This is a genomic window from Pseudomonas sp. S3(2024) (assembly GCF_036861315.1).
In the GTDB taxonomy this organism is placed as follows: Bacteria; Pseudomonadota; Gammaproteobacteria; order Pseudomonadales; family Pseudomonadaceae; genus Aquipseudomonas; species Aquipseudomonas putida_A.
On sequence record NZ_JAZAQQ010000001.1, the window covers coordinates 34,216 to 58,791 of the forward strand.

At 59.9% G+C, this 24,576-nt stretch carries 23 protein-coding genes; 3 read left to right on the plus strand and 20 right to left on the minus strand.

Annotation, left to right across the window (positions count from 1 at the left end):
• Positions 1 to 5: 5 nt before the first annotated feature.
• From VLA07_RS00190 to VLA07_RS00225, 8 genes are all read right to left on the minus strand, one after another.
• The gene (locus VLA07_RS00190) at positions 6 to 2,288 is read right to left on the minus strand and encodes a chemotaxis protein CheA (RefSeq protein ID WP_333988200.1); all 2,283 of its coding nucleotides are present in this window, start codon (positions 2,286 to 2,288) and stop codon (positions 6 to 8) included.
• A 54-nt stretch (positions 2,289 to 2,342) separates the two neighbouring features.
• On the minus strand, positions 2,343 to 3,131 hold the full coding sequence (locus VLA07_RS00195) for a protein phosphatase CheZ (protein ID WP_027613919.1): 789 nt from the start codon (positions 3,129 to 3,131) through the stop codon (positions 2,343 to 2,345).
• A 17-nt stretch (positions 3,132 to 3,148) separates the two neighbouring features.
• Positions 3,149 to 3,520: a chemotaxis response regulator CheY gene (locus VLA07_RS00200; RefSeq protein WP_008072643.1), complete on the minus strand. Its 372-nt coding sequence runs from the start codon at positions 3,518 to 3,520 to the stop codon at positions 3,149 to 3,151.
• A gap of 165 nt (positions 3,521 to 3,685) precedes the next feature.
• A complete protein-coding gene (gene fliA, locus VLA07_RS00205) occupies positions 3,686 to 4,426 on the minus strand; it encodes an RNA polymerase sigma factor FliA (RefSeq protein WP_007920004.1) in 741 nt (246 codons plus the stop codon).
• Positions 4,423 to 5,253 (minus strand): flagellar synthesis regulator FleN, encoded by an 831-nt coding sequence (gene fleN / locus VLA07_RS00210; RefSeq protein ID WP_003222917.1) that lies wholly within the window; start codon positions 5,251 to 5,253, stop codon positions 4,423 to 4,425. Before fleN ends, fliA begins: the two co-directional genes overlap by 4 nt.
• 113 nt (positions 5,254 to 5,366) lie before the next feature.
• Positions 5,367 to 6,707: a flagellar biosynthesis protein FlhF gene (flhF, locus tag VLA07_RS00215; RefSeq protein ID WP_095139383.1), complete on the minus strand. Its 1,341-nt coding sequence runs from the start codon at positions 6,705 to 6,707 to the stop codon at positions 5,367 to 5,369.
• An 11-nt stretch (positions 6,708 to 6,718) separates the two neighbouring features.
• Positions 6,719 to 8,848: a flagellar biosynthesis protein FlhA gene (gene flhA / locus VLA07_RS00220; protein ID WP_027613918.1), complete on the minus strand. Its 2,130-nt coding sequence runs from the start codon at positions 8,846 to 8,848 to the stop codon at positions 6,719 to 6,721.
• Between the two features lie 217 nt (positions 8,849 to 9,065).
• Complete coding sequence (locus VLA07_RS00225; protein ID WP_333988205.1) at positions 9,066 to 9,740, minus strand: hypothetical protein; 675 nt, start codon at positions 9,738 to 9,740, stop codon at positions 9,066 to 9,068.
• A 601-nt stretch (positions 9,741 to 10,341) separates the two neighbouring features.
• Here VLA07_RS00225 and VLA07_RS00230 point away from each other — a divergent pair.
• The 3 genes from VLA07_RS00230 (at position 10,342) to VLA07_RS00240 (ending at position 14,833) form a co-directional block, all read left to right on the plus strand.
• A complete protein-coding gene (locus tag VLA07_RS00230; protein ID WP_333988206.1) occupies positions 10,342 to 10,701 on the plus strand; it encodes a DUF6124 family protein in 360 nt (119 codons plus the stop codon).
• 343 nt (positions 10,702 to 11,044) lie between these two features.
• Positions 11,045 to 13,990: a hypothetical protein gene (locus tag VLA07_RS00235; protein ID WP_330207328.1), complete on the plus strand. Its 2,946-nt coding sequence runs from the start codon at positions 11,045 to 11,047 to the stop codon at positions 13,988 to 13,990.
• Between the two features lie 483 nt (positions 13,991 to 14,473).
• Positions 14,474 to 14,833, plus strand: a complete 360-nt coding sequence (locus VLA07_RS00240) for a DUF6124 family protein (RefSeq protein ID WP_333988207.1) — start codon at positions 14,474 to 14,476, stop codon at positions 14,831 to 14,833.
• Positions 14,834 to 15,062: 229 nt separating this feature from the next.
• On the opposite strand, the gene flhB is transcribed toward VLA07_RS00240, so the two are convergent.
• The 12 genes from flhB to VLA07_RS00300 all read right to left on the minus strand — a co-directional run bounded on the left by flhB (position 15,063) and on the right by VLA07_RS00300 (position 24,572).
• The gene (flhB, locus tag VLA07_RS00245; protein ID WP_333988208.1) at positions 15,063 to 16,202 is read right to left on the minus strand and encodes a flagellar biosynthesis protein FlhB; all 1,140 of its coding nucleotides are present in this window, start codon (positions 16,200 to 16,202) and stop codon (positions 15,063 to 15,065) included.
• A 3-nt stretch (positions 16,203 to 16,205) separates the two neighbouring features.
• Positions 16,206 to 16,991: a flagellar biosynthetic protein FliR gene (gene fliR, locus VLA07_RS00250; protein WP_330207325.1), complete on the minus strand. Its 786-nt coding sequence runs from the start codon at positions 16,989 to 16,991 to the stop codon at positions 16,206 to 16,208.
• A 3-nt stretch (positions 16,992 to 16,994) separates the two neighbouring features.
• Positions 16,995 to 17,264, minus strand: a complete 270-nt coding sequence (fliQ, locus tag VLA07_RS00255) for a flagellar biosynthesis protein FliQ (RefSeq protein ID WP_007920026.1) — start codon at positions 17,262 to 17,264, stop codon at positions 16,995 to 16,997.
• Positions 17,261 to 18,019, minus strand: coding sequence for a flagellar type III secretion system pore protein FliP (fliP, locus tag VLA07_RS00260; RefSeq protein WP_003222895.1), 759 nt, complete (start codon positions 18,017 to 18,019; stop codon positions 17,261 to 17,263). Before fliP ends, fliQ begins: the two co-directional genes overlap by 4 nt.
• Positions 18,019 to 18,471: a flagellar biosynthetic protein FliO gene (gene fliO, locus VLA07_RS00265; RefSeq protein WP_103368107.1), complete on the minus strand. Its 453-nt coding sequence runs from the start codon at positions 18,469 to 18,471 to the stop codon at positions 18,019 to 18,021. The genes fliP and fliO overlap by 1 nt, the downstream gene beginning before the upstream one ends.
• On the minus strand, positions 18,472 to 18,930 hold the full coding sequence (fliN, locus tag VLA07_RS00270) for a flagellar motor switch protein FliN (RefSeq protein ID WP_003222891.1): 459 nt from the start codon (positions 18,928 to 18,930) through the stop codon (positions 18,472 to 18,474).
• Between the two features lie 55 nt (positions 18,931 to 18,985).
• Positions 18,986 to 19,954 carry a flagellar motor switch protein FliM gene (gene fliM, locus VLA07_RS00275; RefSeq protein ID WP_003222890.1) on the minus strand — a complete coding sequence of 323 codons (969 nt, stop codon included), beginning with the start codon at positions 19,952 to 19,954 and terminating at the stop codon, positions 18,986 to 18,988.
• Between the two features lie 9 nt (positions 19,955 to 19,963).
• The gene (gene fliL / locus VLA07_RS00280) at positions 19,964 to 20,467 is read right to left on the minus strand and encodes a flagellar basal body-associated protein FliL (protein WP_047599975.1); all 504 of its coding nucleotides are present in this window, start codon (positions 20,465 to 20,467) and stop codon (positions 19,964 to 19,966) included.
• A 213-nt stretch (positions 20,468 to 20,680) separates the two neighbouring features.
• Complete coding sequence (locus VLA07_RS00285) at positions 20,681 to 22,072, minus strand: flagellar hook-length control protein FliK (protein WP_333988211.1); 1,392 nt, start codon at positions 22,070 to 22,072, stop codon at positions 20,681 to 20,683.
• 106 nt (positions 22,073 to 22,178) lie between these two features.
• Positions 22,179 to 22,526 carry an Hpt domain-containing protein gene (locus tag VLA07_RS00290; RefSeq protein WP_027613911.1) on the minus strand — a complete coding sequence of 116 codons (348 nt, stop codon included), beginning with the start codon at positions 22,524 to 22,526 and terminating at the stop codon, positions 22,179 to 22,181.
• Positions 22,527 to 22,563: 37 nt separating this feature from the next.
• Positions 22,564 to 24,261: an ATP-binding SpoIIE family protein phosphatase gene (locus tag VLA07_RS00295; RefSeq protein WP_333988212.1), complete on the minus strand. Its 1,698-nt coding sequence runs from the start codon at positions 24,259 to 24,261 to the stop codon at positions 22,564 to 22,566.
• A 5-nt stretch (positions 24,262 to 24,266) separates the two neighbouring features.
• Positions 24,267 to 24,572, minus strand: a complete 306-nt coding sequence (locus VLA07_RS00300; protein WP_166495475.1) for an STAS domain-containing protein — start codon at positions 24,570 to 24,572, stop codon at positions 24,267 to 24,269.
• Positions 24,573 to 24,576: the final 4 nt, after the last annotated feature.

Consider the following 24,576-nt stretch of genomic DNA (forward strand, 5'->3'; position numbering starts at 1 on the left):
CGGATTCAAATACGCTTCGTCGCGTAACGCTTGAGCATGCTTGGAACATCAAGAATCAGCGCGATGCGGCCGTCACCGGTGATGGTGGCGCCGGACATGCCCGGAGTGCCCTGCAGCATTTTGCCCAATGGCTTGATGACCACTTCTTCCTGGCCGACCAGTTGATCGACGACGAAGCCGATCCGCTGGGTGCCCACCGAAAGGATCACCACATGGCCTTCGCGCTGCTCTTCGTGAGCGGCGGAGCTGACCAGCCAGCGCTTGAGGTAGAACAATGGCAGCGCCTTGTCCCGCACGATCACCACTTCCTGGCCATCCACCACGTTGGTGGTCGACAGGTCAAGGTGGAAGATTTCGTTGACGTTGACCAACGGGAACGCAAACGCCTGATTGCCGAGCATCACCATCAGGGTCGGCATGATCGCAAGCGTCAGCGGCACCTTGATGACGATCTTCGAGCCCTGGCCCTTGGTCGAGTAGATGTTGATCGAACCGTTGAGCTGGGAAATCTTGGTTTTCACCACGTCCATGCCGACACCGCGGCCGGACACGTCGGAGATCTCGGTCTTGGTCGAGAAACCCGGGGCGAAAATCAGGTTGTAGCACTCGGTATCGCTCAGGCGATCGGCCGCGTCCTTGTCCATCACACCGCGTTTTACCGCGATCGAACGCAGGACGTTCGGGTCCATGCCCTTGCCGTCGTCGGAGATCGACAACAGGATGTGATCGCCTTCCTGCTCGGCGGCCAGTACCACGCGACCGCCACGGGCCTTGCCCGAAGCTTCGCGCTCTTCCGGCGATTCGATGCCGTGGTCGACCGCGTTGCGCACCAAGTGGACCAACGGGTCGGCCAGGGCCTCGACCAGGTTTTTGTCGAGGTCGGTTTCTTCACCCACCAGTTCCAGATTGATCTCTTTCTTGAGCTGACGCGCGAGGTCGCGAACCAGACGCGGGAAGCGCCCGAAGACCTTCTTGATCGGCTGCATCCGGGTCTTCATCACCGCGGTCTGCAAGTCAGCCGTGACCACGTCGAGGTTCGACACGGCCTTGGACATGGCTTCGTCGCCGCTGTTGAGACCCAGGCGCACCAGACGGTTACGCACCAGCACCAGCTCGCCGACCATGTTCATGATTTCGTCGAGACGCGCGGTATCGACCCGCACGGTGGTCTCGGCTTCGCTGGCCGGTTTTTCCGGCGGCGGAGCAGCGGCAGCACGGGCCGGCGCCGGTGCAGCAGCGGCGGCCGGTTTTGGCGCTTCGGCTTTCGGCTCAGGCTTGGGCGCTGCTTTCGGTGCTGCAACCGGCGCAGCCGCGGCCTTGGCGGCTGGCGCGGCCACGGTCGACGCGGTGCCCGCAGCAGCGGCGCCAACATCGGTGAACTTGCCTTTGCCGTGCAACTCGTCGAGCAGCGATTCGAATTCGTGATCGCTGATCAGATCGCTGCCGGCAGCGGCGGCCGCCGGTGCGGCAGGTGCAGCCGGCGCCGAAGCGATCGCCGATTCCAGCGCTTCCACGGCAAAGTTGCCCTTGCCGTGCAACTGATCGAGCAGTGCTTCGAATTCGTCGTCAGTGATGTCCGAGCTGTCACCCGCCGCCGGTGCCGCAGGAGCGGCCGCGGTCGGTGCCACGGCGTCCGGCGCGAACTGGCCTTTGCCGTGCAGCTGATCGAGCAACGACTCGAATTCAGCGTCGGTGATTTCATCGCTGGCGGCCGCATCGGCAGCCGGCGCAGGTGCAACAGCAACCGGGGCTTCGGCCTCGGCCTTGACGGCGTTCAGCGAATCCAGCAGCTGTTCAAATTCGTTATCGGTGATGTCGCCCGAATCGCTCGAATCGCCTTCGACGACCAGTTCTTCGATCATCTCGGCCACTGGCGAAGCCGGTGCTTCGTCGGCCGTTTGCGGTTCGGCCAGACGCGCCAGCGCGGCCAGCAGTTCCGGGGTTGCAGCAGTGATCGGTGCACGTTCACGGACTTCGCTGAACATGCTGTTCACCGCGTCCAGTGCTTCAAGCACCACGTCCATCAGTTCTGCATCAACGCGACGCTCACCCTTGCGCAGGATGTCGAACACGTTTTCGGCGATGTGACAGCACTCCACCAGCTCGTTGAGCTGAAGGAAGCCGGCGCCCCCTTTTACAGTGTGGAAACCGCGAAAAATTGCGTTGAGCAGATCTGCGTCATCCGGGCGGCTTTCCAGCTCGACCAGTTGCTCGGACAGTTGCTCAAGAATCTCGCCGGCCTCAACCAGGAAATCCTGAAGGATCTCTTCATCGGCGCCGAAGCTCATTAATGGGGTGCTCCTACAGGTCTAAAAACCCAAAAAACCTAAAATTCCAAAACTCTAGAATCCGAGGCTGGATAACAAATCGTCCACATCGTCCTGACCGGACACAACGTCTTCTCGTTTATCGGCATGAATCTGCGGACCTTCACCCTGCGAGAGATGTTTTTGTGGATCTTTTTCTGCAAGCATCGCGGCACGGTCGTGTTCGATGCCCGCAAAGCGGTCAACCTGACTAGCCATGAGGACGAGTTTGAGCAAATTGCTTTCGACTTCGGTGACCAGTTGGGTCACACGCTTGATCACTTGACCGGTGAGGTCCTGGTAATCCTGAGCCAGCAGGATGTCGTTGAGGTTGCTCGACACCGCACGGTTGTCCGTGCTGCTGCGTGACAGAAAACCGTCGACCCGGCGCGCCAGTTCGCGGAACTCTTCAGCTCCGACCTCACGACGCATGAAGCGGCCCCAATCGGTGCTCAGAGCCTGGGCTTCTTCAGCCAGGCCATTGACCACCGGGGTGGCGCTTTCCACCAGATCCATGGTGCGGTTGGCCGCGGCTTCGGTCAGCTTGACCACATAGCCCAGGCGTTCGGTGGCGTCGGTGATTTGCGACACTTCCTCGGCCTGCGGCATGTGCGGATCGATCTGGAAATTGACGATCGCACTGTGCAGTTCGCGTGTGAGCTTGCCCACTTCCTGATACAGGCCGCGGTCACGGGTCTGATTGAGCTCATGGATCAGTTGCACAGCGTCGCCGAACCTGCCTTTTTCAAGGCTCTCGACCAGTTCGACCGCGTGTTTTTTCAGGGTCGACTCGAAATCGCCCTGTGAAGATTCGTTATGCTCCATAGCTCCCCCGCGCGTCATCAGCCGATGCGTTCGAAAATCTTCTCGATTTTGTCTTTCAACGCCTGAGCCGTGAAAGGTTTGACCACGTAGCCGTTCACACCGGCCTGAGCGGCCTCGATGATTTGCTCGCGCTTGGCTTCAGCGGTCACCATCAGCACCGGCAGATGCTTGAGTTTTTCATCGGCACGCACGTGGCGCAGCAAGTCGATACCGGTCATGCCCGGCATGTTCCAGTCCGTTACCAGAAAGTCGATGCTGCCGCTGTTGAGTACCGGAATGGCGGTAATGCCATCGTCGGCCTCGACGGTGTTGGTGAACCCGAGATCGCGCAGCAGGTTCTTGATGATCCGCCGCATCGTTGAGAAGTCATCAACGATGAGGATTTTCATGTCTTTGTTCAATTCGACCTCCAAGCAGTCTTAAACGCGCCCAGCACCTGGACGCGCCACTTCAATCAATCGGCGCAGCACTCGAAGACTGTCTGGAGCACAACAGAGCAAGACCGGTGCCGTTCTCACCGCACCAGCCTCGTTCGCAGTGTCCCCACACTGCCTTCAGCGCGCTCGCCACTCCCCCAAACGCCCCCGCAAACGGGCCGCGCACTGGCTGTGTAACTGGCTGACCCGCGATTCACTGACGCCAAGGACTTCACCGATCTCCTTGAGGTTCAGCTCTTCGTCGTAGTACAGCGCCAACACCAGTCGCTCACGCTCCGGCAAATTGGCAATCGCGTCCGCCAGCGCCGCCTGGAAGCGTTCATCTTCCAGATCGCGTGACGGCTCAAGATGAGCACTGGCGCCATCCTCGTGCAGCCCTTCGTGTTCGCCGTCCTGCAACAGGTCGTCGAAACTGAACAGCCGGCTGCCCAGGGTGTCATTCAAAATCCCGTAGTAATCGTCGAGACTCAATTGGAGTTCGGCCGCAACCTCGTGATCTTTAGCGTCACGGCCGGTTTTAGCTTCAATTGAGCGAATGGCATCGCTGACCATACGGGTATTGCGGTGAACCGAGCGCGGTGCCCAATCCCCTTTGCGCACTTCATCGAGCATCGCGCCGCGGATCCGGATGCCCGCGTACGTTTCGAAACTGGCGCCTTTGCTGGCGTCATATTTGGTCGAGACTTCGAGCAGGCCGATCATCCCGGCCTGAATCAGGTCTTCAACCTGCACACTCGCCGGCAAGCGCGCCAGCAAGTGATAGGCAATGCGCTTGACCAGTGGCGCGTAACGCTCGATCAACTCGTACTGCGCGTCACGTGCCGACTTCTTGTAGTAGTTCATACCGCTTGCGGTCATAACACAGGCCCTGCTGTTTGCTGCACGAGGCGCTCGACGAAAAACTCAAGGTGGCCACGCGGGTTGGCAGGCAGCGGCCAGGTATCGACCTTCTGCGCGATCGCCTTGAACGCCAGCGCGCACTTGGAACGCGGAAAGGCTTCATAGACCGCTCGCTGCTTCTGCACTGCCTTGCGCACGCTTTCGTCGTACGGCACGGCGCCGACGTATTGTAAGGCGACGTCGAGGAAGCGATCCGTGACCTTGGTCAACTTGGCGAACAGGTTGCGCCCTTCCTGAGGGCTCTGCGCCATGTTGGCGAGGACGCGGAAGCGGTTCATGCCGTAGTCGCGGTTGAGCAGTTTGATCAGCGCGTAGGCGTCGGTGATCGAGGTCGGCTCGTCGCAGACCACCAGCAACACTTCCTGCGCGGCGCGGACAAAACTGACTACCGAGTCACCGATACCCGCAGCAGTGTCGATCACCAGCACATCGAGGTTGTCGCCGATGTCGCTGAAGGCCTGAATCAGACCGGCATGTTGCGCCGGGCTCAGGTGCACCATGCTTTGGGTGCCGGAAGCGGCCGGCACGATCCTGATCCCGCCGGGGCCCTGCAACAGCACGTCGCGCAGCTCACAGCGGCCTTCGATCACATCGGCCAGAGTACGTTTGGGGGTCAGTCCCAGCAGAACGTCGACGTTCGCCAGCCCCAGATCGGCGTCCAGCAGCATGACCCGACGGCCAAGCTCTGCCAGCGCCAGAGACAAGTTCACTGACACGTTAGTCTTGCCGACGCCACCTTTGCCGCCGGTCACCGCGATCACCTGTACGGGATGCATGCTGCCCATGTTATTTCTTTACCTTGTCTTGCATAGACGGAGGCCACATTACTGGCTGCGCGTTCTCAACCGGAACAATGCATGGCAGACCATCGATGTAGGTACAAAAACGGTTCATTACCTCAGCCAACCTGCTTGGTCGGGCTGTGGTAGATATCAGCGAACATGTCAGCCATGGCTTCTTCGCTGGGTTCTTCCTGCATTTGCACGCTGACGGCGCGGCTGACCAGTTGATGACGGCGCGGCAGATGCAGATCATCCGGAATCCGTGGGCCATCGGTCAGGTACGCGACCGGCAGTTCATGACTGATCGCCAGGCTCAACACTTCGCCAAGGCTGGCCGTCTCATCCAGTTTAGTCAGGATGCAGCCGGCTAGCCCGCAACGCTTGTAACTGTGGTACGCGGCGGTTAGAACCTGTTTCTGGCTGGTGGTTGCCAGCACCAGATAATTTTTTGAACGGATGCCACGCCCGGCCAGACTTTCCAGCTGCATGCGCAAAGCCGGATCGCTGGCCTGCAAGCCGGCGGTATCGATCAGCACCACGCGTTTGCGCAGCAGCGGGTCGAGCGCCTGCACCAGCGACTGGCCCGGATCGACGTGGGTCACCGGCACGTTGAGAATCCGCCCCAGCGTCTTCAGTTGTTCCTGGGCACCGATGCGGAAACTGTCCATGCTGACCAGCGCGACATTCTGCGCGCCGTACTTGAGCACGTAGCGCGCAGCGAGTTTGGCCAGGGTGGTGGTCTTGCCCATGCCGGCCGGACCGACCATGGCAATCACCCCGCCCTCTTCCAGCGGCTCGACTTCCGGTACGGCAATCATTCGCGCCAGGTGCGCGAGCAGCATGCGCCAGGCCTGACGCGGCTCTTCGATGTCAGTGATCATTGCCAGCAGATCGCGCGACAACGGCCCGGACAGACCGATGCGTTGCAGACGACGATACAGATTGGCTTGTGCCGGACGGCTGCCTTGCAGCTGATTCCAGGCCAGCGTGCCGAGCTGCACTTCCATCAGCTCACGCAAACTGTTCAATTCGAAACGCATCGAATCCAGCGCACGCGGATCGACACCAGCGGCCGCCGGTGCAGGTGCCGGAGCCGGACGCGCCGGGGCGGCGTAAGTCGGTTCGCTCAACGGCTCGGCAGCGGTCAGCGGCAGGCCGGCCGTCAACGGCAGCCCGGCGAACAATTGGCGATTGGTGTTGCCGTCGGCTTCGCCACGCAGGCTCAGTTCGGCCTGGGCGGTCACGATGCGCGACTGGGTCTTGCGCAGCTCGTCCTCGAGTTCCATGTTCGGAACCCGTGGCGCCAGCGCCGACAATTTGTAATCCAGCGCCGCCGTCAGCTCGACGCCGCCGGCAATGCGGCGGTTGCCAATGATGGCGGCATCAGCGCCCAGCTCATCACGAACCAGCTTCATGGCCTGACGCATATCGGCGGCGAAAAAACGCTTAACTTGCATAAACCACTACCTCAGCCGTTGGGCCCTACTGTCGCAACGATGGTCACTTGCTTGTTGTCCGGAATTTCCTGGTAGGCCAGCACGTGCAGCCCCGGGACTGCGAGGCGGCCGAAACGCGAGAGCATCGCGCGGATCGGGCCTGCTACCAACAGGATCACCGGCTGACCTTGCATTTCCTGGCGCTGCGCCGCTTCGATGAGCGAACGCTGCAGCTTCTCGGCCATGCTTGGCTCCAGCAGAACGCCCTCTTCCGAGCCTTGTCCTGCCTTCTGCAGACTATTGAGCAATATTTGTTCCAACCTTGGTTCCAAGGTGATCACAGGCAGCTCGGAGTCAGTGCCTACAATGCTTTGGACGATGGCGCGGGATACGCCGACGCGTACTGCGGCCACCAAGGCGGCGGTATCTTGACTCTTGGCGGCATTGTTGGCGATAGCCTCGGCAATGCTGCGGATATCGCGCACCGGCACGTGTTCGGCGAGCAACGCCTGCAGCACTTTGAGCAACTGCGACAGCGAAACCACACCCGGCACCAGCTCTTCAGCCAATTTCGGCGAGCTTTTGGCCAGCAATTGCATGAGTTGCTGCACTTCCTCGTGGCCGATCAGCTCGCTGGAGTGCTTGTACAGAATCTGGTTCAAGTGGGTCGCGACCACGGTACTGGCGTCGACCACGGTGTAACCGAGCGATTGCGCCTGGGCGCGCTGGCTGACTTCGATCCACACCGCCTCCAGGCCGAAAGCCGGATCTTTGGCGGTAATGCCGTTGAGCGTGCCGTAGACCTGCCCCGGGTTGATCGCCAGTTCGCGGTCCGGGTAGATCTCGGCTTCGGCCAGGATCACGCCCATCAGGGTCAGGCGATAGGCGCTCGGCGCCAGATCGAGGTTGTCGCGAATGTGCACGGTCGGCATCAGGAAGCCCAGGTCCTGCGAGAGCTTCTTGCGCACGCCCTTGATCCGCGCCAGCAACTGCCCGCCCTGATTGCGATCCACCAGCGGGATCAGGCGATAGCCGACTTCCAGGCCGATCATGTCGATCGGCGTCACGTCATCCCAGCCCAGCTCCTTGGTTTCCATGGCGCGGGCCGGCGACGGCAACAGTTCCTGCTGACGCTGAACCTCTTGCAGGGCCTGCACCTTGGCGACGTTCTGTTTTTTCCAGAACAGGTACGCACCACCGGCAGCCAGCGCAGCCATGCTCAGGAACGAGAAGTGCGGCATGCCCGGGACCAGACCCATGACCGCCATCAAACCAGCGGCCACCGCCAGCGCTTTTGGCGAGGCGAACATCTGCCGGTTGATCTGTTTGCCCATGTCTTCCGAACCGGAAGCACGGGTCACCATGATCGCTGCCGCTGTCGATAACAACAGTGATGGCAATTGCGCCACCAAACCGTCACCGATGGTCAGCAAGGCGTACACCTTGCCCGCGTCGGCGAAGGTCATGTTGTGCTGGAAGATACCGACAGCCATACCGCCGATGAGGTTGATGAACAGAATCAGCAGGCCGGCGATGGCGTCACCACGGACGAACTTGCTGGCACCGTCCATCGAACCGTAGAACTCGGCCTCTTGGGCCACTTCCTGACGGCGGGCCTTGGCCTGGTTCTGGTCGATCAGACCGGCGTTGAGGTCGGCGTCGATCGCCATTTGTTTGCCGGGCATCGCGTCGAGGGTGAAGCGTGCGCTCACCTCGGAAATCCGCCCGGCACCCTTGGTCACCACGACGAAGTTGATGATCATCAGGATCGCGAACACCACGATACCGACCACGTAGTTACCGCCGATCACCACCTCACCGAAGGCCTGAATCACCTTACCGGCAGCGGCGTGGCCGTCCTGACCGTGGAGCATCACCACCCGCGTCGAGGCCACGTTCAACGCCAACCGCAGCAGCGTCGCCACCAGCAGAATGGTCGGGAACACCGCGAAATCCAGCGGCCGCAGCGCATACACGCAGACCAGCAGGACGACGATCGACAGGGCGATGTTGAAGGTGAAAAACACGTCCAGCAGGAACGGCGGCACCGGCAACATCATCATCGCCAGCATGACCAGCAGCAACAACGGCACGCCCAGATTGCCTCGACTGAGGTCGGCAACATTCGAGCGAGCAGTGTTGAATAACTGAGAGCGATCCACCGGTTTTCCCCGTTCCTTTAAAGCAAACTTTTGACGCCCAAAGCAGGCGCACGGCGGCTACTGCAAGAAGCCTTCCAACTTTTGCCGGGGATTGAAATTGAGGTTTGCTTCAGGGAATTGTCTTGCCAGAAGCTGGGCGCCATGGAGCCGACCGCAAAACAGACGCAGACGGCTATCACCCTTAGCCCAGGTGAAAAAAATCAGAAAACCCGCGCACTCACGGATACCCGGCAGTCAAAATTTGCTCTGGATTAATCTCACCAAGGCGCAAATCGCGGCCCACCAGGTAGCGCGTACCCTTACGGATCGGCTTCCCTCCCACGTCGACAAGCGCTTCCTCAGAATCGCCCAAAGTCACGATTTCCTCAGGCTGATGAAAAGGATCTTCGGGGAATGCCTTCAACACAATCAGTGCCCAGACAAAGTAAATGTCCGGCACATCCTGCGGCTCGATCTTCCGCTTGATCTGCGGCTCGATCTCCCATCGAAAGTCCTGTCCACCCGTGACCTGTAACTGATCACCGATCATGTGAAATTGTGGTTTGTGATAACGCATCAGCAGGCCACCGCCAATGCTGCTCCATATATCGTAGTAGTTGTTGGGCGAAGAAAAAACGCTGACCAACTCTTTAACGGTGCCAATGTTGCCAGCGGCACTATTGAATCTGTTGTAGAGAGCATGGTGGGCTACCCCGTCCAACCTTGGCGTGATCGCATTGATATACGAATCGAGATAGCCCGGCACATACGCATCGCTCATGTGCACGAAATGCGTGAAGTCCAACACCGCATTAAAAGTGAACGTGCAAGCGATATGATCGGACTCTTTCGCCACCGACCCGGAAACGAAATCAAACCTCATTCCTTCAAGCTTTCTGTAATTCTCTGGCATGACCTTCTCCTTGGCGAATGTTAAAGACAGGTCAGAAGGCGACTTGCCCGTGAAACCTGCCAAGGAACATGGAATAGCTGAATGCCCTGTGTGTCCACTGTCAGAACTAACAGGTAGAGGTCTTTTTCAGATAAACGGAAGGTCGCGGTCTTCTGAATTATCAGGAATCGCGCCGCAATGAACACAGATTGGCGGTATCACACAGATCCTCTGTGGGAGCGGGCTTGCTCGCGAAGAGGCCATCTACGACACCACAGAATCATGCGCAGCACCTTTAAACGCTGGCGTTTAAAAGACACCTCCAGACACGCCTTGCGGGCTACATATTCTTGCGCCATTGCCTACAGCTACGCCAGAATCCGCCGGCTTGTGCGCCTTGGGGGCGGGTTCTATTGTGGGTCGGTCGCTAATTGTTCAGTGATCGGGTTTAGCAGCCCGGGTTTTCTCTAGACGCACAAAGTCCGTTGTCGTTATGGCGGCTTTGCGTGGGGCACTTCGGTGCGCCGGGTTCTAGAGTCCTGGTCTGCTAACCCGCGTACAGCCGCCACCTCCTTCGTTAGCAGCGAACGGTGTCAGCTTCATTACTCTAGAGGCTTTACCGATGATCAAACCAACACCCAACCCACCCGAAACCGACGCCACCTCCCCTTACGAATCCCTCGACTCAAAAAAGCTCCACGAAGCCGCCGACCGCGCCCTCGACCACTACCTCTGCTCGCCCGGTGCCACGCCCATTCAACGCAAAAGCCGTTCGATGTACGCCGTGACCGCAGACTTCAAAAACGAGGAGCTGCTGGCCGATGCCTGCGAAACACTCGCTTCAGCCAGAACCATCGCCAATGACTTCGCCCATCTGATACCGGCGTCGCAGCGCAGGACGCTGTTGGGTATTGCGCAATTGATCATGCTCGGCGAGCTGGCGGTGAATCGGGCTCTGGATAATCTTGAGTTGCCGCAGTAGCAGGGATCTGTGACAAGCCCTGAGTGAGGCGTTGTGGCTGCTGACGTCTTCGCGAGCAAGCCCGCTCCCACAGGGATTGGTGTCGATCACAAACCCGTGCCTGCACGCCGAACCTGTGGGAGCGGGCTTGCTCGCGAAGGCGGCCTCACAGCCGACACATGTCTTCAGGCATAAAAAAACCGCCACCTCATTTAACCGGGCGGCGGTTTGTCGGCTCTTTCCTTCAGCCCACATGACCACTTGTCGGAAACCCGCCAGCACCTGTCAGATCTGACAGGTGCCTAATTCCTCCAACGCGCGCTCAATAACTCCGTCACCCAGCCACCCGACCTGAGTTCGCCAAATGTCCAGCCAAGCAGACCCCGCCCCTCAAGCCCTCAGACCTCCGTACTTTCCGGCGCTGGTCAGCCTCAGCCCTGCCGAACACTATGACGGCGGCATCCCCATCAGAGCCGTGGAAGGCGATCTGCAAGGCATCATCCCCGCCTGGCTGACCATGTCCATTGGCGATCTGGCCGAGGTGTTCTGGGGCAATGACAGCGCCGCGGTCTGGAGCAAGACCTTAGAGCACGATGCCGAGCTCAACCAGGACTTGGTTTTCACCATTGCCAAGGGCCAGGTACTTGAGGGGGATGCCACGCCAGTGTTCTACCGGATCACGCGCAAGAACCAGGGCGCCCCGGAGGACTCGAAACCGGTCATGACCCTGCTGGTCAAACTCACGCGTCCCGGCGAGTACGATGACATTCCCGGCGATGACGGCCACTCCGATCTCAAGTTCTCCCTCTCTCATGACGAGGTCGATGAAAACCTGCCGCCCAGCGGGGTGACGATGTACATCGTGCCCTACCGCAACCTCACCCGATACGACCGCATTCTCGCCCGCTGGGGCAGCCAGCAAGTGGTGCATGTCGTTACGCCGGAACAGGCCCAGGACCCGATCAGAAACCCGATCGAGGTTGTCTTCAGCCGCGCCGTTATCGACGCCGCCGGGGACGGTGATCGTGTCGCGGTGGCTTATCAGGTCATTGACCGCTGCGGTAATTACCCGGACGAACGTGCGCCGTGGTCAGCGACGCGTGAATTGCTGGTGGACCTGGGGGGCAATCGGCTGGACGAACCGCAGGTGCTGGTCAACGGCATTCCAACCGACAGCATCGACCTCGACCAGCTCGGGGATGACGATGTGACCGCCCGCGTGTACATCACCAAGGACGATTTTGCGGTGGGCGACAAGGTTCTCCTGACCTGGATCGGCACCCCGGCGCAAGGCTCGCAGATCATCGTCGGGCCGCTGGAGAAAGAGGTGTTGTATGTGCCCTTCCAACTCGATTTCCCCATCCCCAATGCCGCCGTCAAAGCCATCGCCAAAGGCGCAGCCTCGGTCGGCTATGTGCGCCGTCGCAGCGATGAAAGCGACCGCCGCTCAAAAAATGCCAGCGTCACCGTGATTGGCGACATCAGCCAGTTAGTCGCCCCCACCGTCGACGAGGCACCGGGCGGGACGTTGCCACCCGAAACGCGCTGGGCAACCGTGCAGATCCCTTGGTATCCCGGTCGCAACAGCAGCGACCTGATCAACCTGATCTGGTCGGCCCAGGCGCCCGGTAACGACACCGTTTATTACGAAGATCCCCGCCCGGTCGGCAACGTAGCGGACAATCAGCCCGTCCTGCGCAGCGTGAGCAATGTCGAAATCCAGCGTTTCAATGGCCTGAACGTCAAGGTCTATTACGTCGTCACCAACAGCGAAACGGGGCTGTTGAGCGTTCGCGAGTCGCTGCCGTTCATGATGCAGGTCGGCGTGGCACTGCCGACGTTCGACCGGCCGGAAGTCGAGGGCGCAGATGCCAACGACGTGCTCGATCCGGACAACGTGCCACCCACCGGTGCCACGCTGGTGGTGCCGTACCTCGGCACCCGCGACAAGGATCGCGTGAGCTACCGTTGGCGCGGCTCCGCCAGTGGCGGCAGCATCAGTAGTCATGTCGACCTGATCCCCGCCACCGCTGGCCGGCCGGTACGCATCACCGTGGATAAAAAATACGTGACCGCCAACCTGAACGGCACGGTGGTCGCGGATTACAGCATTCAGCGGACGGGCGAGACGCTGGGGCATTCTCATGAGTTGACGTTGCGCATCGGGGCGGCGCTGGGGGAACTGCCGCCACCGTTTCTTGTAGCACCGGCCACCGATCCGATTGATGTCCTGGCCTACCCGGACGGGGTGACGGTGCGCATCGAATTCCTTGAAGCATTGAGCGGCGACCAGGCACGCTTGGTGGAGGTCGATCCCCCAGCAGGCACGCCACCGTTTCCTTTGGTGGAGTTCAACAACAAGCGGGTGGATACGGTATTGAGCCCGGCGTTTCTGGCGGCGCGACATGGCAAGGTGATCGAATTGCGCTGGGATTTGAATCGCGATGGTGGACAAGCGGGTGAATCAGATGCGGCCAGGGTGACTTTGCTGAAGATCACAGATGAAGATCCACGGCTACCCTCGCCGAAAATCCCACAGGCATCGGATGACAACGTGCTGGATTTGAATTCTTTTGAAGGAAACGCTGAGGTTACCGTACGGCCATGGACAGGCATCAGCACTGATAACATCGTACAACTTAAACTTTCGGGAAAAGACGACAACAATGACGACTACACAATCCCGATATTGACCAACCACAAAATAACCCATACGGAAACAACCTCTGGAATAAAAGAAACACTGACGAGAGAAAAACTCGCAACCCTTAAACATGACACCGAATTGAAATTACCCTTTGAAGTATTGCCAGACACCACCAATAATTTGACGCCCATTATGTTTCCGACTTTGATTTTAAAATTATTGAAAAATCCTTTAGTAACTTTAGAGGATTTCGAGACAGGCTCAGTTGGTGATAAACCTGTTGGTACAGTCATGGATTTCCCCAGCATGACGGTAACGGTAGTTGTGGGGCATGTAAAAGTCTTAATTTACGGCGATACTCATGCCCCTCAGATAACATCTATGCATTTATACCTTGCCCCCCGCACAACTATAAGACTCACACTAAAACACCCAGCAAAAAGCATACGATTCGGAATTGCCGACAATTTAAGAATCCCATCATCTTACAAATGCTATGAAGAAAACTTACAACTAGTCAAAGCCGAACCCACACCACCATATGATGGACAAAATCAAATATGGGTTGACATCACCGAAACACCAAATAGAAAAATTAAATACATAGATATAACCGATGGAGGTGGCGACTCAATCCTAGACAACTTCTCAATGAACTATTGAGAAACTTCTCTCTTCCGGCATAAATCGCCGAGCACAGCACATTTCGCCGTGCTCGGTGTGACGGCGAATCCTACAAGGGAAGTGGGATAGCCCTCTGCGCAGTCACTCCGACTTTTTTGCCTTTTAAATCCTAGCGTTTAAAGAACACTTCCAGACACGCCTCCAAGGCTACACATCCTTGCGCCATTGCCTACAGCTACGCCAGAATCCGCCGGCTTGTGCGCTTTGGGGGCGGGTTCTATTGTGGGTCGGTCGCTGACGAATCAGCGATCGGGTTTAGCGATCCGATACCTTACAGACGCTCAATCCCCAGTCTCAATTGCAGGTTTGTCTATCTGCACTTGGCGTCATGGTGGCTGTGCGCGGGAGACCTTCGGGTCTACCCGGGGTTTCTGTGACCCGGATCGCTAACCTGCGTACAGCCGCCACCTTTACTTGTTTAGCGATGAGCCGTGGCGGCCAAATCAACCACGGAGCTTCACCATGATCAAACCAACACCCAACCCACCCGAATCCGACGCCACCTCCCCCTACGAATCCCTCGATTCAAAAAAGCTCCACGAAGCCGCCGACCGCGCCCTCGACCACTACCTCTGCTCGCCCGGCGCCACGCCCATTCAACGCAAAACCCGCTCGATGTACGCCGTGACCGCAGACTTCAAAAACGAAGAACTGCTGGCCGATGCTTGCGAAACACTCGCTTCAGCCAGAACCATCGCCAATGACTTCGCCCATCTGATACCGGCGTCGCAGCGCAGGACGCTGCTGGGGATCGCGCAACTGATCATGCTCGGCGAGTTGGCGGTGAATCGGGTGCTGGATAATCTGGGGTTGCCGCAGTAGCAGGAATCGGTGACAAGCCTTGAATGAAGCGTTGTGGCTGCTGACGTCTTCGCGAGCAAGCCCGCTCCCACAGGGATTGGTGTCGATCACAAACCTGTGCCTGCACGCCGAACCCGTGGGAGCGGGCTTGCTCGCGAAGGCGGCCTCACAGTCGACACATGTCTTCAGGCTTAAAAAAACCGCCGCCCCGTTCAATCGGGATGGCGGTTTTTATTGCGTTACTGTCAAGTCAGGAATCGCGCCGCAGATCCGGCGGGATCGGCAGATCGTCTTTCAGCGGATCCGGGCGTTTGCCCTTGCCGGCGCGGTACTGGCGGATCTGGTAGACGTAGGCCAATACCTGAGCGACCGCCAGGTACAGGCCGCCGGGGATTTCCTGCTCGAGTTCGGTGGAGTAGTAGATCGAACGCGCCAGCCCCGGCGATTCGAGGAGCATGACGTTGTTGGCGACGGCGATTTCGCGGATCTTCAGCGCGAGGAAGTCGCTGCCCTTGGCCAGCAGCACCGGCGCGCCGCCCTTCTCCGAGTCGTACTTGAGCGCGACGGCGTAGTGGGTCGGGTTGGTGATGACCACGTCGGCGTCGGGAATCGCCGCCATCATCCGCCGCTGCGACATCTCGCGCTGGGTCTGACGGATGCGCTGCTTGACCTCCGGCCGACCTTCCTGATCCTTGTGCTCGTCGCGCACTTCCTGCTTGGTCATCAGCAGTTTCTTGTGCGCTTCCCAGAGCTGCACCGGCACGTCGACGGCGGCAATGATGATCAGGCCGCAGGCCAGCCACAGCGTACTCCAGCCGACCAGCGTGACGCTGTGAATGATCGCCATTTCGAGCGGCTCGTGGGCGATCCGCAAGAAATCATCGACGTCCGCCGACAACACCACCAACGCCACCCCCAGGGTGATCAGAAACTTGGCCAGCGCCTTGAGCAGCTCGACCACAGCCTTGAACGAGAACATCCGCTTCAGGCCCGCCGCCGGGTTCATCCGCCTGAATTTGGGCGCCATGGAACCGGCGGCAAACAGCCAGCCACCGAGGGAGATCGGCCCGATCAGCGCCGCCAGCAACAGGGTGATCATGATCGGCTGGATCGCCAACAGCGCCATCTGGCCCGACTGCAACAGGAACCTGCCCATGGCCCCCTGATCCATGATCACCTCGCGCGAGAGAGTGAAGTTCAGGCGCATCAGCTCCATCAGGTCTTCGGCCAGCATGCCGCCGAACACCAGCAGCGCACCGGCACCGGCCATCATCACGGCGAGGGTGTTGAGCTCTTTGGAACGGGCAATCTCACCCTTCTCACGGGAGTCTTTTTTGCGTTTGTCCGTGGGGTCTTCTGTTTTGTCCTGACCGCTTTCGCTCTCTGCCATGGCTCAGCGCGCCCGTGCCAGTTCGCGTAACAACTGCAAGGCCTCGGAGGCCAGCGGTTGATACTGATTGAGGATGTCCGCCAGACCGACCCAGACGATGAACAGGCCCAGCACCAGGGTCAGCGGGAAACCGATGGAGAAAATGTTCAGTTGCGGCGCGGCGCGGGTCATCACGCCGAAGGCGATGTTGACCACCAGCAGCGCGGTGACCGCCGGCAGCACCAGCAGCAACGCCGCCCCGAGAACCCAGCCAAGCTTGCCGGCCAGCTCCCAGTATTGCGCCGTCATCAATCCGCCGCCGACCGGCAGCGTGGTGAAGCTTTCGGTGAGCACTTCGAAGACCACCAAGTGGCCGTTCATCGACAGGAACAGCAAGGTCACCAGCATGGTGAAGAACTGCCCGATCACCGCCACCGAGACACCGTTGGCCGGGTCCACCATCGAGGCGAAGCCCATGCCCATCTGGATCGCGACAATCTGCCCGGCCACGGCAAATGCCTGGAAAAACAGTTGCAGGGAAAACCCCAGCACCGCACCGACCAGAATCTGCTCGGCAATCAGCAACCAGCCGCTGAGAGCAAGCGGACTGACGTCCGGCATCGGCGGCAGCCCCGGGGCAATGCATACGGTGATGGCCATGGCGAAATACAGGCGTATCCGCCGCGACACCAGCGTGGTGCCGAACACCGGCATGACCATCAGCATCGAGGCGACGCGAAACAGTGGCAACATGAACGACGCCACCCAGGTACTGATCTGGGTGTCGGTCAACTGAAGCAGCGATTGCATGGCTTAGCCGATGACCATCGGAATGTTTTTGTACAACTGAATGATGTATTCCATGAACGTCTGCACGATCCACGGGCCGGCGACGATCAGGGTCACCAGCATCACCAGCAGACGCGGCAGGAAGCTCAGGGTCTGTTCGTTGATCTGCGTCGCCGCCTGAAACATCGCCACCAACAAACCGACCAACAGGCTCGGCACCACCAGAATCGCGACCATCAATGTGGTCAGCCAAAGGGCTTCACGAAAGATATCGACCGCAACTTCCGGCGTCATGGCGAGACACCTCCGAAACTGCTGGCCAGGGTGCCGATAATCAGCGCCCAGCCATCCACCAGCACGAACAGCATGATCTTGAACGGCAGCGAAATGATCAGCGGCGAGAGCATCATCATACCCATCGCCATCAGCACACTGGCCACGACCAGGTCGATGATCAGGAACGGAATGAAGATCATGAAGCCGATCTGGAACGCGGTTTTAAGCTCAGAGGTGACGAACGCCGGCACCAGAATCGTCAGTGGCGCCTGATCCGGCGTGGCGATGTCGGTGCGTTTGGACAAGCGCATGAACAGCTCCAGATCACTGGTGCGGGTCTGGGCGAGCATGAAGTCCTTGATCGGTACCTGAGCCTTTTCCACCGCCTGCTGCGCGGTGAGCTTTTCCGCCAGATACGGCTGCAGCGCATCGTTGTTCACCCGATCGAACACCGGGGCCATGATGAACATGGTGAGGAACAGGGCCATGCCGGTGAGGATCTGGTTCGACGGCGTCTGTTGCAGGCCGAGGGCCTGACGCAGGATCGAGAAGACGATGATGATCCGGGTGAAACTGGTCATCAGGATCACGGCCGCCGGAATGAAGCTGAGGGCGGTCATGATCAGCAGGATCTGCAGGCTGACCGAATACTCCTGCGCGCCGTCGGCGTTGGTGCCCAGCGTGATCGCCGGAATCGACAACGGATCGGCGGCGAACGCCAGCGGCGCGGCCAGCATCAAGGCCAGCGTCAAGACGATGCGTAGCGCACCCATTACTTCTTATCCTTCTGATCCTTGCCGAGAATCTTCAGCAGATGCTGGGCAAATTCCGGGGTCGCTTTTTCGCTGCTGCTCGGCACTTGCACCGGCTCCTTGAGCACATGCAGCGCAGTGATGGTGCCAGGGCTCAAGCCGAGCAGAATCTGCTCGTTGCCGACCTGCACCAGCATCAACCGGTCACGCGGACCGAGTGCGCGGGAGCCGATCAGCTCGATCACCTGGCCCTTGCCTGCTGGCCCCGATTGCTGCACCCGGCGCAGCAGCCAGGCGAGGAAGAAGATCAAGCCCAGCACCAGCAACAGACCGAACACCAGTTGCGTCAGTTGCCCGGCCACGCCGCTGCTGACCATCGGCGCGGTGGCAGCAGGCACGGTGGTCGCCGTCGACGGCTCGGCGGCCAGCACGCTCAATGGCAGTGCCAGCAAAGCCCAGAGAAACCGTTTCACTCAGCGCAGCTTCTTGATGCGTTCGCTTGGGCTGATCACGTCGGTCAGGCGGATGCCGAACTTCTCGTTGACCACCACCACTTCACCGTGCGCGATCAGCGTGCCGTTGACCAGCACGTCCAGCGGCTCGCCGGCCAGACGATCGAGCTCGATCACCGAACCCTGGTTCAGTTGCAGCAGGTTGCGGATGTTGATGTCGGTGCTGCCCACTTCCATCGAGATCGACACCGGGATGTCGAGGATCACGTCCAGGTTCGGACCGTCCAGCGTCACCGGATCGTTGTTCTTCGGCACGCTGCCGAACTCTTCCATCGGCAGGCGGTTGGAGCTTGCGGCGCCAGCGTCGGCGGCCAGCAGCGCGTCGATGTCAGCCTGGCTGCCATCACCGGTCTCTTCCAGGGCCGCAGCCCATTCGTCGGCCAGTGCCTGATCGTCCTGGGCGTTCATTTCGTCGTTCATCATGTGTCCTCGGCGGGCAACAATTCAGTTAAATACGTGGGGTAAGAGCGCCGCTTCAGCGACGCTCGATCGGCTCGATAACCTGCAACGCGAGGTTGCCTTTGTGCGAGCCCATCTTGACCTTGAAGGCCGGTACGCCGTTGGCGCGCATGATCATGTCTTCCGGCATCTCGACCGGGATCACATCCCCCGGCTGCATGTGCAGGATGTCGCGCAGCTTCAACTGGCGGCGAGCCACAGTGGCGCCGATCGGTACATCGACATCGAGCACGTCCTGACGCAGGGCGTTGACCCAGCGCTCGTCCTGATCGTCGAGGTCCGACTGGAAACCGGCATCGAGCATTTCACGCACCGGCTCGATCATCGAGTACGGCATGGTCACGTGCAGGTCGCCGCCACCGCCATCGAGTTCGATGTGGAAGGTGGAGACCACGATCGCTTCGCTCGGGCCGACGATGTTCGCCATGGCCGGGTTCACTTCCGAGTTGATGTACTCGAAATTGACTTCCATGATCGCCTGCCAGGCTTCCTTCAGATCGACGAACGCCTGCTCCAGCACCATGCGCACCACACGCAATTCGGTCGGGGTGAATTCACGCCCCTCGATCTTGGCGTGACGGCCGTCGCCGCCGAAGAAGTTGTCCACCAGTTTGAACACCAGTTTGGCGTCAAGGATGAACAGCGCGGTGCCGCGCAGCGGTTTGATCTTGACCAGGTTGAGGCTGGTCGGCACGTACAGCGAGTGCACGTATTCGCCGAACTTCATCACCTGGACGCCACCGACGGCAACGTCCGCCGAGCGGCGCAGCATGTTGAACATGCTGATGCGGGTGTAACGGGCAAAACGCTCGTTGATCATTTCCAGAGTCGGCATGCGTCCACGGACGATGCGATCCTGGCTGGTCAGGTCGTAGCTTTTGACACTGCCGGGTTCGGCAGCGTTATCGGTCTGTACCAGACCATCGTCGACGCCATGCAACAGCGCGTCGATTTCATCCTGGGACAGCAGATCCTGCACGGCCATGTCGTGTTCCTACTGCAGTACGAAATTAGTGAAAAGCAACTGTTCGATCACCACTTTGCCCAGCTCTTTCTGCGCCACTTCCTGGACGCTGGCGGTAGCCTTCTGGCGCAACATCTCCTGCCCGACCGGAGTCGCCAGCGTGGCGAAATCCTGACCGGAGAAGAGCATCACCAGGTTGTTGCGGATCACCGGCATGTGCACTTTGAGCGCTTCCAGATCGGCCTGGTTACGCGCCAGCATGGTGATGCTCACCTGCATGTAGCGCTGACGGCCGTTCTGGTTGTAGTTGGCGACAAACGCCGGCGCCATCGGCTCGAAGATCGCCGGTTGCTTGCCGACCGGCGCAGCCTCGGCCGCTGCGGCAGGCTTGCTCTGAGCGCTGTGCATGAAGTACCAGGTCGCGCCCACGGACACACCGATCGCCAGCAGCAGAGCCACCACGATCAGGATGATCATCTTGAGTTTGCCTTTGGTCGCGGGGTCTTTTACAGCTGCTGCTTCGCTCTTCGCCATGCCAATAATCCGTCACTAATCGGGTTTTCACAGTCGCACGGCAAGGCAAGAGCAAGTGTTATGCCAGAAGTGTCGGGACAGATTGGAAGGCACTGTAAAACCAATGTGGGAGCGGGCTTGCTCGCGAATGCGGTGTGTCAGCCGACATTGATGTCGATTGAACAACCGCATTCGCGAGCAAGCCCGCTCCCACAGGGGGGATACAGCGTTGTATCAGGCGTAATAGTCGACGGCGCTGCTGCCGATCACGCTGGTGGTTTGTGCAGCGGCTTCAGCCACCGCCGCCGGCGTCAGCTCCTCTTCCGCCGAATCCAGTCGACCACCTGCAGCGCTGGTGCGACCGCTCTGGCCTTGCTGCGCCTGTTCCTGACCCTGACCCTGCCAGCCACGGCTCTGATCGGAGACATTGACGTCGACCTGGCCCATGCCCTGCTGGGTGAACATGTCACGCAAGCGATGCATCTGACCGTCGAGCGCTTCGCGCACGCTTGGGTGCGCGCTCATGAAGGTCACCTGCGTCTGCTGATCCGGCACCATGTTGACCCGGATATCCAGACGCCCCAGTTCCGCCGGCTGCAATTGAATATCCGCCGCCTTCAGGTTGGCGCTGGACAGGTACATGACGCGGTTGACGATTTCTTCGGTCCAGCCGCTCTGATGCATGGCGATCGGTTGATTCACCGGCACCGCGTTCGCGGTTTTCGGAGTGGCCGCCTGAGTCAGCGCCGCCAGACGGTTGGCGAAATCATCGACACGGGTGTCGCTGGTAGCAGCCTTCAGATCTTTCAGGCCATCGTCGATCAGGCCGCTGAAGGCCTTTTCACCATTCTGACTGGTGCTGTCCTTGTCGGCCTGCACGTCGAGCATGCTCGCCATGCCGGCAGCGAAGTTCTGCGCCGCAGTCAATTCACCGTCGGCCTGAGCCTGGGCCGGTGTAGCTTTCGGTTGGGCCTGGCTGCTGGCGGAAATGTGCCCGCCCTGCTCCATCGCCATACGCAGCGCCGGCAACGAGTCGAGTGGATCGGCCGCCGGGTCGAACGCGCTATCGGTTGATGCCGCCGGATCTTTGACCACGGCTGGCGCCAAGGTGGCGGCCACGACCGGCGTTTCGGTTTTGGCCGGTTCCGGTGTTGCAGCGACTGGCGCTGCCACCACCGGCGCGGTCACCAGCGGCTGCACGGTTTGCGCCAGTGCCGGATCCAGCGCCGGATCCACCGGGGTGGTGTCGGCCACTGGCGTCTGCGCGCTGTCAGCGGCAGCATCGGCGGCGGCCTTGTCAGCGGCGGCCTGATCATCGGTGGTGGTCGACGCGGTCTTGTCGGCAGGCAAGGCATTGCCGCTATCGGCAACGGTCTGTTGCGTGGCGGCAGACTTATCCTTGGCGAAATCTTTCTTGTCGCTGTTGTCGGCAACCTTGTCGCGCGCCGGTTTCAACGAACTGTCAGAGTTCGCAAGAGTCTTTTTCGGACCTTGATCGGCGAACACCTGAGCGAAGCTTGAGGCCTTGTCCCCGGTGTCTGCGGCCATGACCGGCGTTTTCGCGGCGGCGGCTTGCGCCTTGGCCTGGGCGGCAGATTGAAGAAGAACATTGGGGGTCGCAGGCATGACACGGTCTCCGCTGCACTGGGATCGTAGGTACAGTTGACGGGGATTATTGCAAGTGTCGGGCCAGTTTTGTCCGGCGCTTGCGAAAAGCGCCGGACGGCAGGATTCAATGGGTCAGGGCGTGCTGGCGTTCGTCTTCGTAGATCGGGCGGACATCGGCGAACTCGCCACTGATGTCAGCCACCAGCCTGGCAATATCCGAGGGGCTTTTATTTTTGGCTTCCGATTCCAGCTCCTGGCAGAGCGCCGCCAACCGGACAGCCCCCATGTTGCTGGCGCTGCCCTTGAAGCTGTGGGCAACTTCAGACAAAGCCTTGGCATCCGCCGTGTTCTGCAGCTCAGCCAAGCGACTTTCGGAATCGGCCAGAAAGGTATCCAGAAGCTCCGGATAACCCTCCTCCATGACTTCGCGCAGTACGCTCAGCGCCTCGCGATCAATATGTGTGTCAGTCACTTGTTCACTCCTTGATCAAGAATCGGCGAATTATGCCTCAACCCTCCCAGAAAAACTCCACGCAAGCACTGCGACCTTCGTCCGACCAACTGGCGTTATGCCCTAACTGGCGGATCAGGCTGACCCCGCGCCCCGACAGACGGACACCATCCAGCGGCCGCTCCATCACCCGCGCCACGTCAAAACCCTTGCCGCTGTCCTCGACGCGGATCACCAGACAACCACCGGCACCTTGCGGCTTGACCTGTAGATGCACGCGCACGTAACCGTCCTGCAGGGCTTCGAGCCGCTCGTTGCGCTGTTCATAGTAACGAGCGAAGCCACTGGCATCACGCTTCAGGCTGGAATCCAGACCAAGAACACCGTGCTCCAGCGCGTTGGAGTACAGCTCGGCGAGCACGCTGTAGATCGCCCCGCCCTGGGTGCGCAAACCGTGCACTTCCTGCAACAACTGCAGCAGATACGGCAAAGGATTGAAGCGCCTGAGCGTCGCCCCGCGAAACTCGAAACCTACCGACCAGTCCAGCGGACAGGATTGACCACTGTCGGAATACACCGGTGCCGACGGCATCACCTGCGCCGCCTCCAGCAAGCTGATCTCGACCATGCTCACATCGTCGCGGGGCTCACCGCGAAAGGCGTGCAAGGCCTGCTCGATCTCGGCGAACAGGTTGTCCGGCTCACGATTGGCGGCGAACAGCTGCTGCAAACGCTCGACACCAAACAACCGGTCGTCGGCGTCAGTGGTATCGATCACCCCGTCTGACAGCAGGAACACCCGGTCGCCCACGGCCATGGTCTGTACTTCGGTACGATCATCAAACGCTTGCGGACTGAGCACCCCCAGCGGCAAATGGCGCGCCGCCAGCGGCACCCGTTCGCCGGTGGCGATCCGGTGCAGATAACCGTCAGGCATGCCGCCGTTCCACACCTCTACCGAACGCCGCTGAAAACTCAGACAAAGCATGGTCGCGCAGCAGAACATGTCCACCGGCAGGATGCGCTTGAGCTTGGCGTTCATCTCGCGCAGGGTTTCGGCCAGGCCGTAGCCCTTGGCAGTCATGCCGTAGAACACTTCGGCCAGCGGCATCGCCCCCACCGCCGCCGGCAATCCGTGACCGGTGAAATCACCGAGCAGCACATGCATGTCGCCGGCCGGGGTGTAGGCCGCCAGCAGCAGGTCGCCGTTGAACAACGCATAGGGCGATTGCAGATAACGAATATTCGGTGCACTCAGGCAACCGGAATGCGCGACCTTGTCGAAAACGGCTTTGGCCACGCGCTGTTCGTTGAGCAGGTAATCGTGATGTCTGGCGATCAGATCGCGCTGCTGCAGCACCGTGGCCTGCAAGCGGCGCAAGCGATCCATCGCCTTGATTTTGGCGGCGAGGATCACCTGGTTGTAAGGCTTCGCCAGAAAGTCGTCGCCACCCGCCTCCAGACAACGGGCCAGCGCTTCACTTTCGGTCAGCGAAGTCAGAAAGATGATCGGCACCAGGGTTTCCCCCGCCAGCGCCTTGATCTGCCGCGCCGCTTCGAAGCCGTCCATCACCGGCATCATCGCGTCCATCAGTACCAGATGCGGTGGCTGACGCCGAAACACCTCCAGCGCTTCGGCGCCATTGGCGGCGGTCAGCACTTCATGGCCCTGACGGCGGACGATGGTCGACAACAGCAGACGGTCGGCGGCGCTGTCTTCGGCGATCAGGATCGTCAGCGGCTCTTGCGCCTGCATGGCCGTCAACTGATGTCGAACAGTTTGTCGAAGTTGGAGATGGCGAGAATCTTGCGCACGTCGGAGTTGCTGTTGATCACGCGTACATCCGAGTCGTCGCCGCCAGCGTGATCGCGCAGCAGGAGCAGCATGCCCAGCGCGGAGCTGTCGAGGTAGGTGGCATCTTTCAGATCAACCACGATGGAGTCGGGTTTCTGGTCAAGTCGCTCATAGGACTCGCGAAACTCCTGATGGCGCCCAAAATCGAACCGCCCCTTGACCGAAATCGTCAGTTTTTGACCATCCGGAGAGACTTCTGTAACGACTGACATTGAC

What these genes read in the sequence shown, in the direction of transcription:
- fliP (WP_003222895.1), bottom strand. Translation starts at nt 18,019, where the DNA reads ATGGGTGCGCTACGCATCGTCTTGACGCTGGCCTTGATGCTGGCCGCG.
- VLA07_RS00295 (WP_333988212.1), bottom strand. Translation starts at nt 24,261, where the DNA reads ATGCAGGCGCAAGAGCCGCTGACGATCCTGATCGCCGAAGACAGCGCC.
- VLA07_RS00240 (WP_333988207.1), top strand. Translation starts at nt 14,474, where the DNA reads ATGATCAAACCAACACCCAACCCACCCGAATCCGACGCCACCTCCCCC.
- VLA07_RS00230 (WP_333988206.1), top strand. Translation starts at nt 10,342, where the DNA reads ATGATCAAACCAACACCCAACCCACCCGAAACCGACGCCACCTCCCCT.
- VLA07_RS00200 (WP_008072643.1), bottom strand. Translation starts at nt 3,520, where the DNA reads ATGAAAATCCTCATCGTTGATGACTTCTCAACGATGCGGCGGATCATC.
- flhB (WP_333988208.1), bottom strand. Translation starts at nt 16,202, where the DNA reads ATGGCAGAGAGCGAAAGCGGTCAGGACAAAACAGAAGACCCCACGGAC.
- VLA07_RS00195 (WP_027613919.1), bottom strand. Translation starts at nt 3,131, where the DNA reads ATGGAGCATAACGAATCTTCACAGGGCGATTTCGAGTCGACCCTGAAA.
- flhF (WP_095139383.1), bottom strand. Translation starts at nt 6,707, where the DNA reads ATGCAAGTTAAGCGTTTTTTCGCCGCCGATATGCGTCAGGCCATGAAG.
- VLA07_RS00225 (WP_333988205.1), bottom strand. Translation starts at nt 9,740, where the DNA reads ATGCCAGAGAATTACAGAAAGCTTGAAGGAATGAGGTTTGATTTCGTT.
- fliN (WP_003222891.1), bottom strand. Translation starts at nt 18,930, where the DNA reads ATGAACGACGAAATGAACGCCCAGGACGATCAGGCACTGGCCGACGAA.
- VLA07_RS00235 (WP_330207328.1), top strand. Translation starts at nt 11,045, where the DNA reads ATGTCCAGCCAAGCAGACCCCGCCCCTCAAGCCCTCAGACCTCCGTAC.
- VLA07_RS00285 (WP_333988211.1), bottom strand. Translation starts at nt 22,072, where the DNA reads ATGCCTGCGACCCCCAATGTTCTTCTTCAATCTGCCGCCCAGGCCAAG.
- fliR (WP_330207325.1), bottom strand. Translation starts at nt 16,991, where the DNA reads ATGCAATCGCTGCTTCAGTTGACCGACACCCAGATCAGTACCTGGGTG.
- VLA07_RS00300 (WP_166495475.1), bottom strand. Translation starts at nt 24,572, where the DNA reads ATGTCAGTCGTTACAGAAGTCTCTCCGGATGGTCAAAAACTGACGATT.
- fleN (WP_003222917.1), bottom strand. Translation starts at nt 5,253, where the DNA reads ATGGGCAGCATGCATCCCGTACAGGTGATCGCGGTGACCGGCGGCAAA.
- fliM (WP_003222890.1), bottom strand. Translation starts at nt 19,954, where the DNA reads ATGGCCGTGCAGGATCTGCTGTCCCAGGATGAAATCGACGCGCTGTTG.
- fliA (WP_007920004.1), bottom strand. Translation starts at nt 4,426, where the DNA reads ATGACCGCAAGCGGTATGAACTACTACAAGAAGTCGGCACGTGACGCG.
- VLA07_RS00190 (WP_333988200.1), bottom strand. Translation starts at nt 2,288, where the DNA reads ATGAGCTTCGGCGCCGATGAAGAGATCCTTCAGGATTTCCTGGTTGAG.
- fliQ (WP_007920026.1), bottom strand. Translation starts at nt 17,264, where the DNA reads ATGACGCCGGAAGTTGCGGTCGATATCTTTCGTGAAGCCCTTTGGCTG.
- fliL (WP_047599975.1), bottom strand. Translation starts at nt 20,467, where the DNA reads ATGGCGAAGAGCGAAGCAGCAGCTGTAAAAGACCCCGCGACCAAAGGC.